The organism is Cohnella yongneupensis, from assembly GCF_042655785.1.
Classification (GTDB): Bacteria; Bacillota; Bacilli; order Paenibacillales; family Paenibacillaceae; genus Cohnella; species Cohnella yongneupensis.
The window spans coordinates 1-16480 of sequence record NZ_JBHSNC010000044.1; the positions used below are offsets into that span (position 1 = coordinate 1).

A 16480-nucleotide genomic window follows, 5' to 3' on the forward strand; every position below is an offset into this window, starting at 1 on the left:
TTATATCGGTCTATGTTTGGACATCTTTTACCGGCTAATTTCGGTCATGGTAGGTTAGCGGAAACACTTATAATCAACAAGAAATTTAGAACAACTAGAAAAAGACCCGATGATGTTTTATTAGATCATCGGGTCCTTTTGTGAAGGAGCCAATGTCGGAGAGAATCGTTACTCGTGTTAAAAGGATACGTAAACAATGACTCAAGTTGAATTCTCGTCATTTTTAGGAATCTCACAAGGACGACTAAGTGAAATTGAGAAAGATATAACAAAGCCATCAGCCGAAACATTAATTGCCCTAAGGAAAAGTTTTGGAATCGATTTAAACGAGCTTTTAGGTTATCTAGATTAATTCTTGTTCAGATACACTGTTAGTAAGTTATCATCTGGTAGGAGGTATTCGATATGAATAGACGCCGAGGCAATTCATGCCCCGCCGGCTCTAAACGTAGATGGAAATACAATGGCGGTAGGGTTTCTGTTACAGCTGCCCCGCAAGCATATAGATCCGCTAATGGAAAGCAAGCTCGCGTTTCAATTAAAATAGACGAAAATCCGATGGTGTATGTTGGTCCAACGGTGGAAGGTCCGGATACAGAGTACATTAAAATTGTCAGCGGTAAGGTTGACGTTCGGAAACCATCCTTTGTTTAATATATCTTGGTGTGAGTAACGGTTATAGATTAGACAGTTTACAAGATAAAAATTGACAATTTACAGGATAAAACAAGACAGTTTTACAAGATAAATAAGTCAAAGACAAATGTACGATACGTACTGAGATTACTGTAAATTTCCATTTCTTTAGAAAAAAGAATAGAACTAATGAAAAACGAGTCTCTAGAATTGTTTCTAGGGCCCGTTTTTCGTTCAGGAATTATTATTTGTTCTTAATCTTCATATTGGTGGTTTTAAAAAAAGTACTTTTGCTCTCCATGTTGGATCATTTCTTAATGTTCAAAGAAAATTAAGGATTAGTAGACTGAAAAAAAGTTAGAATCTGAAATAAAGATGTAGACTAGACCACCGGAACTTCGTTAAACGGGCAGTTTAGCTGAATAGATCTGCTGAGTATGTGGAGCATCTGGCCTCTCACGGTTGGTTGCGGACAAGAAAGATTAAAAATCGTAAGGTAAAGGAGAAATCCGGCAGATACGATTGAGATCAAAAACTACCCATGACGCACATGCGACATGGGTAGTTTTTAATCATTTTCATACGTTCAGGAGGGGGCCGTGGTGAAATAGCGATGTCCTAATCACTTCGTTGGACAGACAGAGTTTTGTGTAAAAATGGCCACTACCCGGGAACGGCCATTCTTCGTATACATTTCCGAACCGACTTACTTGACCGGCCCCATCCATGTTGAAATCGTCTTCTGCTGGTGCGGCAACGGCGGTTTCAACTTCCCGTTATCGATCAAATGCTTCAAAATATAAGCGACAAGCCGGCCTCCGCCGGTGTTGCCTCTCACCATGTAAGCAAGCTGCGGCTCCAAATGCTTCGGCTGATTTTGCAGGAACAGCTTGAGCATTTTATCGTAGAGCTTGCCGACAGCAGGCGCATACAGAGCGGACAAATCCGGCATTGCCTTGTTCAACCGATCCAACGTTTGCGGAGAGTCGATCCAAACCGCATTGAACTTGTACCCCTCCTCCGTCTTGCGGATGTACCCCTTCTCCAGCAGGAGCGAATATTGCTCGCTGTTCTCTTCGTTGTCGGGCAGTTCCCCTTGTTGGAACGCATGACAAATCTCGACATTCCGGTATTCCAGGAAACGCCAATCCACCTGGCGGTCGCTCCAGTATGTATTGAATTGCCACAAGTATAAGGGAGTGTCTTCGACGTAGCGGAGCGATGGACCGAAGGTGACGTAACTACTCAAATCAAAACCCGGATCGGCATTGCGGCTCCGGTTCAACGCCGCATAGGCAATATACTGACCTCCGTCCTTTCGCATTGGTGCGACCGCATCGAAGTTGTCGCCCGCCGGCATGCTCCGCCAAGATTGCTCCTCGACGTTCTTGGGCAGCAAGGTCCAGAGCAGGAAGTTATAGTCGCCGTCCGGAACGTACACTCCGCTATCCTCGACTTGCCGGCGAACTTCCACTAACGCGTCGAAATGAACATCGGCCACTTCGGCGGCGCAATCTTGCCAGAATTGATGACCGGCTACGACCAACTCGAAGAGGTCCCAGACGATGGTATTGCTTTGATATTTGCCGGGAGAGGTTTGGATGAGAAAATTGTAATCGGCCAGGTGCCGGACTTCGCCTTCCAGCAAAGACGGCGGCATTCCGAGCTCCTCCGCGATTTGATGTACGGTACGCGCCTTGTGATAAGCCGCGTAAACGATATTTTGCGCCAAGGCGCGTCCAAGAAAATCGTTGGTTTCGCCCAGTCTGCCGGCCGAACCGGAATGGCCCATTTCCCCCATGCTGACCGGATTGACACTTAAAGTTCGTGTTGCACGCATACGTTTCATCCCTTTCCGTAACTCCTTTTTGGCCTCGCTCAAATGCCACTTCACCGTGTTGACAGGAATGTTCAGAGCAATCGCGATATCGCCGATTTTAAGCTCGTCGTAGTAATGCATGACCACGATCCGGCGATGGATGTCGGACAGAAACGCGACTTCTTGGCGCAGCTCGCGGTAAGCTTCGGTTACCAGCAGCCGGTCAAGCGGCTCCCAGGAAGGGGCGGCCGACAGTTCGGACATGCCGTTGATTTCGATCGCTTGGGGAGCGTGCGCACGCTTTTTCAACCAATTCACCCAAGTGTATCGGGCAACCGTCCAGACGTAAGCATCAAGGCATCTAATGTCCCGCACCCCGGAGAAGGATTTTAACAACTGCAGCATAATCTCCTGAGCTAGATCCTCCGCCTCCGCCCGCTGCTTGACCCGGTTTAACGCAAAACCGAAAATCGGTTTGACATAGCTCCGAATCGCTTCCGCCGCTTCTTTTCCGTTCTTCCCAATTGAATCCATCTTTTGCCTCCGTAGTTGCATCTGTAATTCCTGACAATTAAATAGTGTGCCAGGCGAAATAAAGGTTGGGATATTTTCAAATAAAAATTTGGACGTCCTACCGGATCACTCATACATGTATAATTACAAACATCATGAGTAGGTCATTTGAATGGTTAAAGAGACGTTATGAACTTTTTGTTAAGTATATTGGAAAAGAATTAAACAAGTTGAAGATTACTTTAGATGTAAAGGTCTCACTTTTAGTATATAAAGATACTTTTTTTCGTTCAACTAAGTGAGGATACAAACTAGGAGCACGAGCCGAAGTTCTTCTTCGGGTACTTGGGGTACTCCTTCGTTCCGTAGTTAACCAGGAGTGGTCTCGATTAATTATTCAAATGCATAATAGAGGTTCATTAAACGGAGAACGTTAGTTCAATAACAAAAACGGCAGCCGTTCGGGCTGCCGTTTATTATTCATCCTAGTATTCACAAGCTACACCGTCTCCATCACGGTCAAGCTTAGGAGCATAACTAGGGTCGCCTTTGTATAACGGAGCGGCTCCTGCTGCTCTTACAGCGGAGCAGTTTTTGATAATACACAGCTGTGGTTTCGACACTTAACGGTAACGGCTGGCTTAGTAGGCTTAGGCGTTGGCTTTGGAGTAGCTGCAGGCTTTGTGGCCGCCTTCGTACCGTTCACATTAAGGGGGAAGGAGAAATTCGATGTGCAAACTGAGCTACCTCGATTATCTCTGACCGATTATCATATGAATCAAAAAGAGATCTGGATCGAGACAAACATCGATTTATCAAGATTATACAGGTTTATAAATATCGGAAAACGGATATTATTTTATCATAAACCTTGTGTAGGTGGTGGTACGAATATGGAATCTTCGGTCAGTTTTGGATCTGCTGAGGTAACATGGCGTGGCATGTATGTGAAGTCACGCTGTTGATTAGAAGAATCTATAAAAAAACGATAAACAACCCTAGTTCGATTTGCACCGAACTAGGGTTGTTTATTTTTTGGGGAGCGAGCAACAGGTTATCAATCGCATACCTCATCTGCATTAGGTCGGTATCTTATCGACATTCTTTAAGACGATCAAGGTTGAGAATAGGCTCAAGGTGTCCACGTTGAACAAGGTTAGTCGGGCTTTCCTTAAGTTATTAGCTACAAGAATCGTATAACGGATAATAACAGTAAAGCAGCTATTACGAAACATAGCCTCGTGAGCCATTGATCCTGTCGATCAAATGGGTTCATCGCGTTTCCCCTTTTACATATTTAGTATTGAATAAAAACAGTCTTAACAAAAGTACAAGTGCCGGTATCAATAATAAGAGACCCGCCACGAACGAGATGACTAACGCCCTTCCCATGACGAGGTTCGTCACGCTGCTGGAAAGCGTTAAGTAAGGATAAAGCAAGTAGGGGAGATGGGAAATACCATAGCCGAAGAAGGCGAATAAGAATTGAAGCATGACTGCAATATATGCGGAGCCATAGTTTTTTCGACGCCCAATCAGCCATATCGCAATCGTAAAGCTAACCAAGGACAACCCGAACATCCACCACACGTCCAATGTCTTTTGAAAATGTTCTCTATTGTGATTGCGAAGCGCAATAAAAACAAAAAGACTCGAGATGATTGTTGGAACGCCTGCCCAGAGAGAAATGGAGCGAAGCCATTCTAATGCCCTGTTGTCTTCCGCTCGAGCTGCGTAGTAGGTCAAGAACGTCGAACTGATAAATAGAACGCTTGAAATGGCCAGCAACACGACTGCCCAAGAGTACGTACTGAAAAATAGTTCGGCAGGCAAAAAAACGACGGAGTTTCCATGAACGGACAAAAATCCGCCTTCCGAAATCGTAAACACGGTAGATAATGCAGCCGGAATGAAAAGTCCCGTTGCTCCATAAGCCAGCAAATAGATATTGTTTTTCTTAGCGCCATAATTGGCGAAAGCGTAAAAGGATCCGCGGATCGCCAGTAATACAAGAGCAATGCTTCCGGGGATCAGCAGCGCTGTTCCGTAATAAAATGCGGTTTCAGGGAAAAAACCCACGATTCCGACGAAAAAGAACACAAGAAAGACGTTCGTAACCTCCCATACCGGTGATAAATACCTGGAAATGATCGGCGAAATGACCGTGTCGATACCTATTACTTTTCCGTAATAAGCGTAAAATCCGGCCCCGAAATCAATCGATGCAACGATCAGGTAGCCGTACAGAAAGATCCAAAGAACCGCAATTCCAAGCTGTTCAATCGGCATGTTGAACCCCTCCTATAAGATGATACGGCGCTCTTCCAGCTCCATCTCAGCCGGCTTTTTACGAAACAAACGGATCAAAACAAGCAAGCTAACAAGGCCAAGTAACAAATACAAGGCTGCAAAAAGCCAGAACGTGATCCCTACATCGGGGTTGGTAGTAGCGGCTTCGGACACTCTCATGTATCCCCTAAGAATCCATGGTTGCCTGCCTACCTCCGCGTAGAACCAGCCGAGCTCGATGGCCAACATAGAGAAGGGACCCCCTGCAAGAATAGCGCCGATTATCCATCGGTTATAAGCATTCCATCGCTTTATTCGCGTCATAAAGATAAAAAGAAGGGAAGTACCGAACAAATAAAATCCAAGACCGACCATTCCATCGAATAAATAGTGGACGTAAAGCGGAGGCCACTCTTCTTTCGGAAAATCGTTTAAGCCGATAACTGTTCCATTCGGATTATGCTTCGCAAGCAAACTAAGAGCGGACGGGATTTTTAATGCCCCAGTTATCTCAAGCGTATCCGGATTCAATCTTCCGCCGATAAAAAGCGGAACGCGATTGCCAGTATCGAAATGCCATTCGGCCGCGGCCAACTTTTCAGGCTGCTCTTCCGCCAAAAATATGGCGGAAAGATCTCCGATCCATATCGTCGCTGCCGCAAGGATTACTCCGGCTATCATATTGAGACGTATGGATTTTTTGTAATAATCGTTCTCCCGTCCTCTTAACATGGAGAATGCGGCAATCATGGCGAGCAGAAATGCTGCGGTTAAATAAGCGGAAGATAGAACATGCGCTACCTTAGAAGGCGTAGCCGGATTAAACATCGCGGAGAGCGGATCTAAATGAGTCAACTGGCCGTTTTGGAGCGTAAAGCCTTGGGGCGTATTCATAAAGGCGTTGACCATCGTAATAAATAACGCCGAAGCGGATGATCCGATAATAATCGGGATCGTCAGCAACCAATGTAAATATGGATTGGAAAACCGATTCCACGTGTACATATATATCCCGAGAAAAATGGCTTCAAAGAAAAATGCAAAGGTTTCCAAAAAAAGAGGCAAGCTGATCACGTTACCCGCAAACCGCATAAATGCAGGCCAGAGCAGGCTCAATTGCAGACCGATGCATGTCCCAGTAACGACGCCTACGGCAACTGTAATGATGAATCCGCGCGTCCATCGTCGGGCCATAAGCAAATAATGAGGGTCCTTTTTTCGAATTCCTATCCATTCAGCAAGGGAGATAAAAATCGGAATTCCCACCCCTACTGTAGCGAACACAATATGGAAAGCTAGCGTCATTTCCGTTAAGCCGCGGCTCCATTCCAACGAGTTCAAACGAAGAACCTCCTTTCAAGGTGCTGTTATACCTTTCCAATAAATTGTTGATTTTATGCCAAAAACTTTCCGAGTAATTTGCCATCGATACGTCCCTGAATGAAATTGATGATTCTAGCACACGATTTATAAAGGAGGTGTCGGGATGAAATGTAATGTCGGTAAAACGGAACAAATCATTCGAATTTCTGCCGGAGTAGGTATCCTATTTTTAGGTATCTCCTTCAAAAATTGGTGGGGACTTATCGGATTGGCGCCTATACTGACCGGGGCAACCCGATATTGCCCGGCCAACACCGTGCTTGGAATCGATAATTGCAAAAAAGCATGGTGAACTCTGAATCTGAAGGCCGCGTAAATTGAGGCCTTTTTGTTGTGCGACGGGCAGTCGTAACTCTAACGAATTACTCGCTATAAGCAATCCGTTAAAAGCGGCGGCTACGTTACCTCAGGTAAACACGAGCCGAGAGCTAGGCGGATGAGCAGACCCAAATGCGAAAGCGTGAAGCACGCAGCGGCAGGATAAGTCGGCGACTGTGCGACAATAACGGGAAGCCTGGAGAAAAATCGGTGTTCAATGAACCAGACGAACAACGATGGCTTATCAAGTGAAGGTGCCGGGTATGTTCAGAAGGAAGATACGATGACCCCGTGAGGTTCTCTGCTTCCCTGCAAAGGATGGCTACATATAAGGCTTCGTCGAAATTGTAGTCATGGTTGAGAATTCAGACGTTCTCTTAGTACGGAAGTAGGCAGATGACCAAACATCTGCTGAACGGAAGGGGAACGACCTCGTGAACAAACACTTGAATGTGGTGCCAAACAACCGTCACGTTACTGCGGTAAGAACGAACGGATTGGGTACGATGAAAGGTGGGCGATAGACTTGAATCAAGAATTGAAGCTAAAGTGGCACAGTATTTATGGGCAAATTCTGTTTGACCGAAAACTTCATGCAGCATGGTTACAGGTGAAGGAAAACAAAGGTGCGGGCGGAATCGACGGCGAAACCTTGGAGAGCTATGAGAAGCTAGACGAAAATCTAAGCGAACTCCTGCAAAAGCTCCGGGACAAAGCTTATGTTCCATCCCCCGTTCGTAGACGATATATCCCAAAGAAGAATGGGAAGATGCGTCCGCTAGGTATACCCCAGAACTTTACGATTAAAAAAGAAGGCGGCGGAGTATTTCCGGCGCCTTCTCGCTTTATGGCTTTTATTAACCGTAAGTCGTATGCCCGATTTTTCCTGTCGCATAGTCACACAGATTATCGAAGTGGAGAATTTCAATATCGTCAGTACTTCTTAAACGTCTTTTATGCCATCGTGTAGTGTCGTTAAAATTGTCTCGTCTGCCTGCAACTACGGCGAAGTGAAGGCGATACGGTTCGTAAGTCTTAAATTCGTCAGGAAGTTCCATCGTACCTCCCCCGTTTGAGTGGTAATATTTTTATAAGGGTTTTCTAACTCGACGAAAATAAATTCATACCCACCAGAGTTTTTCCCAATTATTAAATAGTCGACACGATACGTATTCCCTAACATAAATTCAGGAATTATATACGCGTCATGGTGTCCAAAGTCGTAACTTTTTAATATCGATGCGACAATGAAGTAGGCTTCATTACGTTTAATATTAACCATGAGCGTAGTTTCGGTCGAGCTTGAACTATTGAGGTCACTTAAGTCAAACGAGGGCGAGGATAATACAGAACGATAGAATAAAGTCGTTACTTCCACGTTGCGTACATGCTTGCCGAAATTTAGACGAGGTTTGGGGCTACATTAAAGAGAAATCGCCAAATTACCAAGGTCGGCGCGACCACTTACGCGTTGATGCTCTTCGTTATCCCTGGCCTTCCGACGCAGTATTGTTCATGAAGTTGATCGCCCACATATGGCCGTCCAAGTCCTCGAAGGCCCATGATAAATGAACCCATAATCCTGCCTATGTATTCTATTGAGGCTGTCCGATTCATTACATATAATGAAGGTACCGCCCTTCGGGGAGATCGTTAAGGGAGGCCGCGATGAACGAGACCGCATTTGACGAACCATTATTTGCAAGCTTGAAGCCGGGCTTAACCTCGTTCTGTTACCGAATGCTAGGCTCCATGGACGATGCGGACGATGCCGTTCAGGAGACGAGTATTCGGGTCTGGCAGAGCTGGAGCACGTTCAGACAGGATTCTTCGTTCAAAACTTGGGTCTATCGGATTGCCTCCAACCTGTGCTTGGACAAGCTGAGACAATCCAAGCGCCGCGCGCTTCCCGTTGACCTGTTCGACCCGGCCGTCGCCATCGTCGAGCCGCGCGACACACTGCCGGACTCTGCCTGGATCTGGCCGTCTCCCGACTTTGGGGGCAATCCGGAGGATCGGCTCGTCCGCAGAGATACCCTTCAACTGTGCTTCATCGCTCTCCTGCAGACCTTGCCTCCGCGGCAGCGCGCGGTACTCATTTTGAAGGATGTATTTGAATGGTCCTCCAAGCAGATCGCGGAAACGTTGGCGATGTCGCCGGCAGCGGTGAACAGCGCCTTGCAAAGAGCCCGAGAGACGATGGACCGGGCACAGCTTCGCTCGGATGAGCTCAGCAGCATGGACGTTCAACCGGAGCAGCAGCTGCTGTCCCGGTATGTGGAGGCCTTCGAGAAATTCGATATTGCTGCGCTCGTCGCGTTGTTCCACGAGGAAGGCTGCATGTCGATGCCGCCCTTCGAGATGTGGATCCGCGGCAAGGAAGATTTGTCCGCCTTCTATTCGCTTACTCGCTGGCATTGCGAAGGTTCGCGATTTGTGCCCATTACGGTGAATGGCGGTTATCCGGCCTTGGCCCAGTATATGCCGGGCAAAGAGGGCTCTGGCCTGGTACCCTGGGGCATCCACGTCATCGAAACCAAAGAAAATCAAATCCTGCACGTTCAAAACTTCATTCATACGCCATTATTTTCGCGATTTGGGCTGCCTGAGCGAATTGACCAATGAATTTCGTCATTGGCTTACGTCTATATCATTGAGAATAACCAAAGGATGAATATCATGAGAGAGGTGTCTAATTAAAATGGAAACAAGTCAACCGACGAAAGTAACCGTGCAAGCCGTCATTCAAGCCCCTGTCGAGAAGGTATGGCGCTATTGGACCGAGCCGGATCACATCACGAAGTGGAATCAAGCGTCCGAGGACTGGCATGCGCCGAGAGCCGAAAACGATCTGCGGGTTGGCGGCAAGTTTCTGACACGGATGGAAGCGAAGGATGGCAGCATGGGCTTTGATTTTGGCGGCGTCTACGATGTCGTGAATTGGCATGAGGCGATCGGCTACACCATGGAAGACGGAAGAAGAGTGGATATTGCTTTCGTTGATCAAGGGAATGAGACGAAGGTCATTGAAACGTTCGACGCGGAAAGCTCCAATCCCGTCGAGTTCCAGCAAGCAGGCTGGCAAGCGATCATGGACAATTTCAAAGCCTATACCGAACAAAACTAATCATCGCGAAGAAGACGCCGGGGAAGATGCCCGGCGTCTTTCTTTTTGAACCCTAGTACGAGCGTGCTCTCCGTTAGCCTTAACCTTGTGCCGCATCCATGTTCATGTAGTTAATGGCCCACAGATGGCCGTCCAAGTCCACGAAGCCCCAATGATACATGAACCCATGTTCTTCAGGTTCAGCGTGCAATTTCCCGCCCAAGGAGACCGCGGTATTCACGATTTCATCGACCTTTTCCCGGCTCTCGAAGGCCAATGCGATCGTCATCTGCGCATACTTGCTCGTATCGACGGATTCCTTCTCCGTGAGCGTATTAAAAAATGCTTGATTGATCAGCATGACCTGCAGGTTGTCGCCGATCACGATGGCTACCGAATTCTCGTTATCGGGGAATTGCGGGTTGAGTTCGAATCCGAGTCCGGTGAAGAACGCTTTCGATTGTTCTACGTTTTTTACAGGCAGGTTGAAGCTCGTGAATGCGGACGTTAATGCCATTTTCAAAACACCTCTTCGTCAAATTAGTTTGTGTTCATTTATGTGTTCATTTATGCCTTCGTTTATATAGACGACAGCCGATCCGGGAATCCATCGGTCTCATGGATTCGGAAGCGTAAATTTTGAAAAATAACTTGGTATTGAGTTCGGATACCCGCCATTCCCGTAAGGTTGCTTATTCTTATTGTGCAGGGATAAAGATTGAACCTCTCTAATAAGGAATTCGTCTGAATATATGACAATTAAAGGGTGGGTATCAAGTGACGGAATGACGGAACGGTATGGAAATTAATGATAAAACCGAATTACGAAAGAAAACTCATCGACATCGATGAGCAAGCAGATGAGATATTCGCCCGTATCGAAAAATTACCCCTCGTTCTATGCTGACGGGAAATTTGCGATCATCGACTGGGATACCAGCGGACGGGGCTATCTGGGCGAGGATCTCGCAAGCCTGATCGCGGATGAAGCGGATATCGATCACATGGTTGAACACTACCGGCGATGCGTCCCCGCGTATTACAAAGGCTTTTCGGAATATGCGGATGTATCCCGTATCACCGATCATTGTGTCTACGAAATAATCCTTCTTGTATTCGGGTACAGGCTTGTGGAGTGGTATCTCCACACAGAGGCGGATAACGAGAAGATGAAATGTGTCCATACGCTCGAAAAAATCTATGAAATGAAGACCAACCCTAGATAGTCACATCTAGTTACATAGCCTGGACTAACGGGACACGATAGTGAGAATGGTTCGGTTTTGGGACAATAATTTCATTCACATTAAAACCGAATCTGCTAGTTTTTATAGGGAGGGTTTGAATTTTTATGGGTAAAAACAATAAAGTAAAAGAAGCTTGGAATGAATGGTCTGACACAGATTTTGCAAAATACCGTTCAGATGAGCGTATTTCAAAGTTAATAGCTCGACCTGAATCAGCATTTCATCATACGACTTATGCAATGATTAAAGAGGGATTTCCGAGCTTGGAGGGTAAGCGAATCTGTGTGCCTTCAAGCGGTGATAACCATGCTGTCTTTGCGTTTCATTTGATGGGAGCGACAGTGACCTCAGTCGATATTTCGGAACGGCAATTGGAGAATGGTGCTGGGATTGCTCAAAAGCACGGCTGGGACATTGAATTCGTTTGCGATGACACGATGGAATTAGGCAAAATAAAAAGCAATGACTATGATTTGGTCTACACTTCAAATGGAGTTCATGTATGGATTAATGATTTAAATTCCATGTATCAAAATATTCATAGAGTACTTAAAGACAATGGCACTTATTTAATGTATGATGTTCACCCATTTACGCGTCCTTTCGGAGACGATACGAAGCAAATTTCTGTCGTAAGGCCGTATGACTCAATAGGGCCTCATGGGGTAATACCAACCTATACATGGCGTTTGCAGGATATTATGAATGCAATCGTGTCATCAGGTCTTAGCATTAAGCATATCGAAGAAATGTACGCGGAGTACAATACATACTGGTTTGAAGTTAGCGGTGATAGAGAAGAGATGTCAAAAGAAGAAGTCGAAAGACTATATAAATGGGAGCACAATCCTTTAGCCGCCATACCTCAATGGTTATCAATAAATGCTGCTAAATGACTCGATTGACTTAGAAAATTACGTGTAATTAATCATTCCTAACGGTAACGATAACTGAAGGAGTTAGGTAGCTCTTTTACCCATGTACGTACGACATCCCAAGCAGCTATCTTGCTTTTTTTGGTAAATTGGCTATACTAATAACATTCATAGTGAACGACGATGAACGGAAGAGTATTCCGCGTTAGATTGCTTCAGCGAGCCGGGGATGGTGGAAGCCGGTGCTAAGGCGCGGAGGAAGCGCACCCGGGAGTTGGCTGTCTGAACCGGCCCAAGGGGCCGTTATAGGGCGGCCCGGCAGTTGCCGTTATCGCATCAAGTGGAACGTATTGCCTTTCTTACCCTTTGTAATGGGTGAAGTTTTTCGGTGTCGTTCCAGAAGAGTGGTACCACGGACTAACCCCCGTCTCTTATTCGAGACGGGGGTTTATTTATTTTTTATTAAGGAGGCATGACCGTCATGAGAATTCTTGAAGCCGCGGCCGATACATTAATGCCACATGTTCCCGGACTTAGCCGTGAAGATTTGATGGCTTTACTCGAACTACCGCCGCGTCCGGAAATGGGGGATATTGCTTTTCCCTGCTTCACTCTTGCTAAGATCCTACGCATGTCACCGGCTACCATCGCGATAGATTTCGCGGATAAGCTGAACATACCCGGTAGCAATGCCTCCGTTGAGGGGATCCGTGCTGTTGCGCTTGGCTCCTATTTAAATCTGTTTTTTGAACCGAAGATTTGGGGGCTACGAATCGCAACAGACGCGACCAAGCCGAAATACGGCAGTTCGCATGCTGGATACGGGAAACGTGTGGTCATCGACTTATCCTCTCCGAACATTGCGAAGCCATTCGGTGTTGGTCATTTGCGCTCCACGGTCATTGGGTCCGCACTTGCCAACCTATACGCTGCATGTGGCTGGGACGTAGTGAAGGTGAACCATATTGGAGACTGGGGTACGCAGTTTGGCAAACTGATGGAAGCATACAGACTATGGGGGAACGAAGATAAGCTGGCTATCGAACCGATCAGGGAGAGTCTAAGGCTTTATGTTCGCTTTCATGAAGAAGCGGAAGGCAATCCAGCACTCGTGGACGCAGGACGGGACTGGTTCAGACGGCTTGAGCAGGGAGATCCGGAAGCTGAGAGGCTCTGGCGCTATTTTGTAGGGGTGAGTATGGAGGAATTCGAACGTGTCTACGCTCGCCTGGGCGTGACGTTTGACCACACATTGGGGGAGAGCTTCTACAATGATAAGATGGAACCCGTTGTAGACGAACTGCGAGCCAAAGGCATTCTGGAGGAAAGTGATGGTGCCCAGGTGGTAAGACTGGAGGAGGAAGGATTGCCACCTTGCCTAATTCTGAAATCCAACGGTACGACGATCTATCCGACGCGTGATCTTGCAACAGCTATTTACCGAAAAACCGTCATGGATGCAGACCGAATGCTCTATGTCGTAGGGGCAGAACAGGCATTGCATTTCGACCAGGTATTTGCCGTCCTTCGCCGATTGGGCCACGAGTGGGCAGTGAATTGCGAGCACGTTCCGTTTGGTCTGATGAAGATACAAGGGAAGAAGATGTCGACTCGCAAAGGAAAGGTTGTTTTTCTGGACGAGGTTCTAGACGAAGCGGTGCAAAAAGCGCTGGAAGCAGCGTCGAAGAGCAACCTGCATCCAGACGAAGCCATTCATGTGGCAGAAGCCGTAGGTATCGGGGCGGTGATCTTCGGCGACCTAAGAGGAAACCGAATGTCAGAGATTGATTTTGCGCTTGACGAAATGCTCCGTTTTGAAGGTGATACCGGCCCATATGTCCAATATACTCATGCTAGGACGGTCAGGCTTATTGAAAAAGGAAAGGCTGCAGGTATTACGAGTCTTCATCTAGACGGACTAGAAGTATTCAGTTCAGTTAGTACGGATGGATGGGCATGCTTAAAAACGATCGATAGCTTCCCGGATGCGGTGCGTGATGCTGTACGGTTGAACGAGCCGTCGGTGGTTGCCCGCCATCTGTTGGACTTGGCAAAGACGTTCAATCGATTTTATCGGAACGAGCGTATTTTGACCAATGATACTACAGAGTCGGCGTCGAGACTGCATCTGACAGAGGCCGTCGGGGCAGTTCTCCGAATTGGACTCGGGCTACTCGGCCTCCGGGCTCCAGAACGTATGTAGTAATGAGTTTTTAAGATTGGTTTAAAAATAGTATTAAGCTAAAGGAGAACTATAGTTGAACAGAGCGGATCACAATGGTGATTTACTTTTTCGTTGAATAACAGGCAGATTAGGAAGGTGATTGTAATTTGGGCAAAACAATAAGGTTGAAAATAAGAGATAATAATATTGAAATAGTCGAAGGCAACAAATACCGTTTTGAATTTCTAAATGGTGATCAACCTTTGGTTGGAACAATATTAGAAAATGAGGATTTTGAATATGACGGCAAAACGTTTTTTTAATCTTGGATGAAACGATCCAAGAGGGTTTTCAAATATGTGAGGATGAAATCTCAAGCCTACAAGAAATCGTATAAAAGCAACGATTTCGTAAAGCTAATGGAGAACGATAGCTTAAAAACCAGAACAAAAGGCAGCCATTCGATACGGCTGCCTTTTCCCCGCTAACGGGCAGTTTAGCGCAACATTGATGGACCACTTAATGGTAAGGCAACCCAAAATTACTTGGTTTGGTTACGTTATTTAGACAGCAAGGAATTTGAGATCACAGTGTCGAATAAGGAGGAAATGTTAGTTTCTACCTGTCTGTTTCCTGTAAAAATGACGAATGTTCATCTTCGTCAAGTGCTAAAGGAACAGGTCAAATATGTTTTCCTACTTTTACTATGATTTATTGTGTTTTAATCAAACTATCGAGAATACGCGGGGTATACATGCGTCTATTCTTAATATAAGGGGGCTTGCAGATGGCAAAGCGAATAGGTTTGGCTCTGAGCGTCTTTCTTCTCCTCGGACTCACGGGCTGCCAAAACGGATTTCTTGGCATCTTCGGCTGTAGCAATGACGATATCGAATGGGAAGATGCCCTCAAACTAAATGACATCAGTTACTACCGTTACTACGACAACAACGAAAACACCGCTACCGTTACCGACAGCCAACTCGGCGAAAAAATCGGTAAGATTCGCTACGCCTTTAACAACAACTCGTGCAGCAATTATAAACTAAAAAATGGGGAGGCCTTCTACTTGGCGAAGGGGACCCCAATATATGAGTTGCGTGGCTACAAATCCAACTTCCGCGTGGTTGCCGATCATGCAGTTTATGAGGTCGGTAAAAACCCGCACGCACGCACGCTAGGCGATCTGTGGGACATTCAGGGCCGCGTGACGCGCGTGACACTTCAGAGTGGCATCGACGACAGCCCGCTTGGCGAATTTACCCCTACGGCCACCTCATCTCTTATCGACCAGCTCCTGCCGCTGTCTTACGTTGGATTTGAGGCGGTGTACCCGAAAATCAAGCAGCATCCAACAGGAGGGGTGTTACTACGGATTCATTTGCAAGACGGCACGTCGTTTAGAGCGGACTATCACTCGAAAGCCAACGCGTTTTTGGACGGCGCGTTTGCCACAGAGGCGATTCAGGAATTGATCCTTACCGAGCAAAGCCACATCGAGGCTGCTGCGGGGCTTTAAATATTGATTGAAGAAGAGCGGATCTTTCATGAGGACGTTGCTGCCGCAAAGAGATATAGTTAAATGTGTGTTCATGTTAGACAAGTCGGATTTTCTTGTCCGCGCATATTAGATGAACTTAAGCTTCGGTTAAGACCGAGAAGCACTTCAATATCTGCTCATAGACGGTGAGTACGCTAACGGGGAACGTTAGTTCAATACGAAGCCGATATTGTCGGACAGGGTTCAAACCCCTCACTCCCCCCAATCCCTTGCCCAATATATGGAACCATTTCAAGTTTACTTATTGCAAAAATTGAAGCCGACTACAAACAGTAGTCGGCTCTAACTTATTTCTCCTTGCTAATAAACGTATCACCTGCTTATTGAGCAAGGGAATTCTATTGTGTGCTTTTCCAAGAACAGGTGTTTAAACAAAATTCTCTAGAACAACCTTGCCAATCGTCCTATTGCTCTCCAATAGCTTGTGGGCTTGGCGAAGATGCTCTGCTGAGATCGGTCCAAGTACTTCGGCGAGCGTTGTCTTCAATTTTTGATGATCCACTGCATCAGCTATCAGATTGAGCAGTAAGTGTTGCTCGATCATATCATCCGTTTCATAAAGCGAGCGC

Annotated in this window: 14 protein-coding genes, 2 pseudogenes and 1 other annotated feature; of the genes and pseudogenes, 10 read left to right on the forward strand and 6 right to left on the reverse strand. The window is 46.4% G+C overall.

Annotated features, from left to right (window positions below; all coding sequences use genetic code 11):
• Positions 1-196: 196 nt before the first annotated feature.
• Positions 197-352, forward strand: a complete 156-nt coding sequence (locus ACFPQ4_RS14470; RefSeq protein WP_378112586.1) for a helix-turn-helix domain-containing protein — start codon at positions 197-199, stop codon at positions 350-352.
• A gap of 990 nt (positions 353-1342) precedes the next feature.
• Here ACFPQ4_RS14470 and ACFPQ4_RS14475 read toward each other — a convergent pair.
• The 4 genes and pseudogenes from ACFPQ4_RS14475 to ACFPQ4_RS14490 all read right to left on the reverse strand — a co-directional run bounded on the left by ACFPQ4_RS14475 (position 1343) and on the right by ACFPQ4_RS14490 (position 6598).
• Positions 1343-2989, reverse strand: a complete 1647-nt coding sequence (locus tag ACFPQ4_RS14475) for an RNA polymerase sigma factor (protein WP_378112587.1) — start codon at positions 2987-2989, stop codon at positions 1343-1345.
• Positions 2990-3453: 464 nt separating this feature from the next.
• Positions 3454-3577: pseudogene (locus ACFPQ4_RS14480) on the reverse strand (excalibur calcium-binding domain-containing protein); the annotation flags it as partial.
• A 663-nt stretch (positions 3578-4240) separates the two neighbouring features.
• The gene (locus tag ACFPQ4_RS14485) at positions 4241-5257 is read right to left on the reverse strand and encodes a cytochrome d ubiquinol oxidase subunit II (RefSeq protein ID WP_378112588.1); all 1017 of its coding nucleotides are present in this window, start codon (positions 5255-5257) and stop codon (positions 4241-4243) included.
• 12 nt (positions 5258-5269) lie between these two features.
• Positions 5270-6598, reverse strand: coding sequence for a cytochrome ubiquinol oxidase subunit I (locus tag ACFPQ4_RS14490; RefSeq protein ID WP_378112589.1), 1329 nt, complete (start codon positions 6596-6598; stop codon positions 5270-5272).
• Positions 6599-6743: 145 nt separating this feature from the next.
• Between ACFPQ4_RS14490 and ACFPQ4_RS14495 the strand changes: the two genes are divergently transcribed.
• The 4 genes from ACFPQ4_RS14495 (at position 6744) to ACFPQ4_RS14510 (ending at position 10085) form a co-directional block, all read left to right on the forward strand.
• Entirely contained in the window at positions 6744-6932 is a 189-nt protein-coding gene (locus tag ACFPQ4_RS14495; RefSeq protein WP_378112590.1) for a YgaP family membrane protein, read from the forward strand.
• Between the two features lie 552 nt (positions 6933-7484).
• On the forward strand, positions 7485-7928 hold the full coding sequence (locus ACFPQ4_RS14500) for a hypothetical protein (protein WP_378112591.1): 444 nt from the start codon (positions 7485-7487) through the stop codon (positions 7926-7928).
• Positions 7929-8626: 698 nt separating this feature from the next.
• Positions 8627-9583: a sigma-70 family RNA polymerase sigma factor gene (locus ACFPQ4_RS14505; RefSeq protein WP_378112592.1), complete on the forward strand. Its 957-nt coding sequence runs from the start codon at positions 8627-8629 to the stop codon at positions 9581-9583.
• Between the two features lie 76 nt (positions 9584-9659).
• Complete coding sequence (locus ACFPQ4_RS14510) at positions 9660-10085, forward strand: SRPBCC family protein (protein WP_378112593.1); 426 nt, start codon at positions 9660-9662, stop codon at positions 10083-10085.
• Between the two features lie 79 nt (positions 10086-10164).
• On the opposite strand, the gene ACFPQ4_RS14515 is transcribed toward ACFPQ4_RS14510, so the two are convergent.
• Positions 10165-10581: a VOC family protein gene (locus ACFPQ4_RS14515; protein WP_378112594.1), complete on the reverse strand. Its 417-nt coding sequence runs from the start codon at positions 10579-10581 to the stop codon at positions 10165-10167.
• Between the two features lie 312 nt (positions 10582-10893).
• Here ACFPQ4_RS14515 and ACFPQ4_RS14520 point away from each other — a divergent pair.
• The 5 genes and pseudogenes from ACFPQ4_RS14520 to ACFPQ4_RS14540 form a co-directional block, all read left to right on the forward strand.
• Positions 10894-11290, forward strand: a pseudogene (locus tag ACFPQ4_RS14520) (aminoglycoside phosphotransferase family protein); the annotation flags it as partial.
• 125 nt (positions 11291-11415) lie between these two features.
• Positions 11416-12207, forward strand: coding sequence for a class I SAM-dependent methyltransferase (locus ACFPQ4_RS14525; protein ID WP_378112595.1), 792 nt, complete (start codon positions 11416-11418; stop codon positions 12205-12207).
• Positions 12208-12360: 153 nt separating this feature from the next.
• Positions 12361-12621 (forward strand) — a binding site (T-box leader).
• Positions 12622-12667: 46 nt separating this feature from the next.
• Complete coding sequence (gene argS / locus ACFPQ4_RS14530) at positions 12668-14389, forward strand: arginine--tRNA ligase (RefSeq protein WP_378112596.1); 1722 nt, start codon at positions 12668-12670, stop codon at positions 14387-14389.
• A gap of 128 nt (positions 14390-14517) precedes the next feature.
• Positions 14518-14673: a hypothetical protein gene (locus ACFPQ4_RS14535; RefSeq protein ID WP_378112597.1), complete on the forward strand. Its 156-nt coding sequence runs from the start codon at positions 14518-14520 to the stop codon at positions 14671-14673.
• Between the two features lie 464 nt (positions 14674-15137).
• On the forward strand, positions 15138-15869 hold the full coding sequence (locus ACFPQ4_RS14540; RefSeq protein WP_378112598.1) for a hypothetical protein: 732 nt from the start codon (positions 15138-15140) through the stop codon (positions 15867-15869).
• Between the two features lie 409 nt (positions 15870-16278).
• Here the strand turns inward: ACFPQ4_RS14540 and ACFPQ4_RS14545 are convergent.
• Positions 16279-16480 (reverse strand): zinc-binding dehydrogenase (locus ACFPQ4_RS14545; protein WP_378109967.1); only part of this gene is annotated, 202 nt, incomplete at its 5' end.

Coding starts and splice junctions, on each gene's coding strand:
- ACFPQ4_RS14540 (WP_378112598.1), top strand. CDS start 15,138: ATGGCAAAGCGAATAGGTTTGGCTCTGAGCGTCTTTCTTCTCCTCGGA.
- ACFPQ4_RS14515 (WP_378112594.1), bottom strand. CDS start 10,581: ATGGCATTAACGTCCGCATTCACGAGCTTCAACCTGCCTGTAAAAAAC.
- ACFPQ4_RS14470 (WP_378112586.1), top strand. CDS start 197: ATGACTCAAGTTGAATTCTCGTCATTTTTAGGAATCTCACAAGGACGA.
- ACFPQ4_RS14505 (WP_378112592.1), top strand. CDS start 8,627: ATGAACGAGACCGCATTTGACGAACCATTATTTGCAAGCTTGAAGCCG.
- ACFPQ4_RS14510 (WP_378112593.1), top strand. CDS start 9,660: ATGGAAACAAGTCAACCGACGAAAGTAACCGTGCAAGCCGTCATTCAA.
- ACFPQ4_RS14485 (WP_378112588.1), bottom strand. CDS start 5,257: ATGCCGATTGAACAGCTTGGAATTGCGGTTCTTTGGATCTTTCTGTAC.
- ACFPQ4_RS14525 (WP_378112595.1), top strand. CDS start 11,416: ATGGGTAAAAACAATAAAGTAAAAGAAGCTTGGAATGAATGGTCTGAC.
- ACFPQ4_RS14475 (WP_378112587.1), bottom strand. CDS start 2,989: ATGGATTCAATTGGGAAGAACGGAAAAGAAGCGGCGGAAGCGATTCGG.
- ACFPQ4_RS14495 (WP_378112590.1), top strand. CDS start 6,744: ATGAAATGTAATGTCGGTAAAACGGAACAAATCATTCGAATTTCTGCC.
- argS (WP_378112596.1), top strand. CDS start 12,668: ATGAGAATTCTTGAAGCCGCGGCCGATACATTAATGCCACATGTTCCC.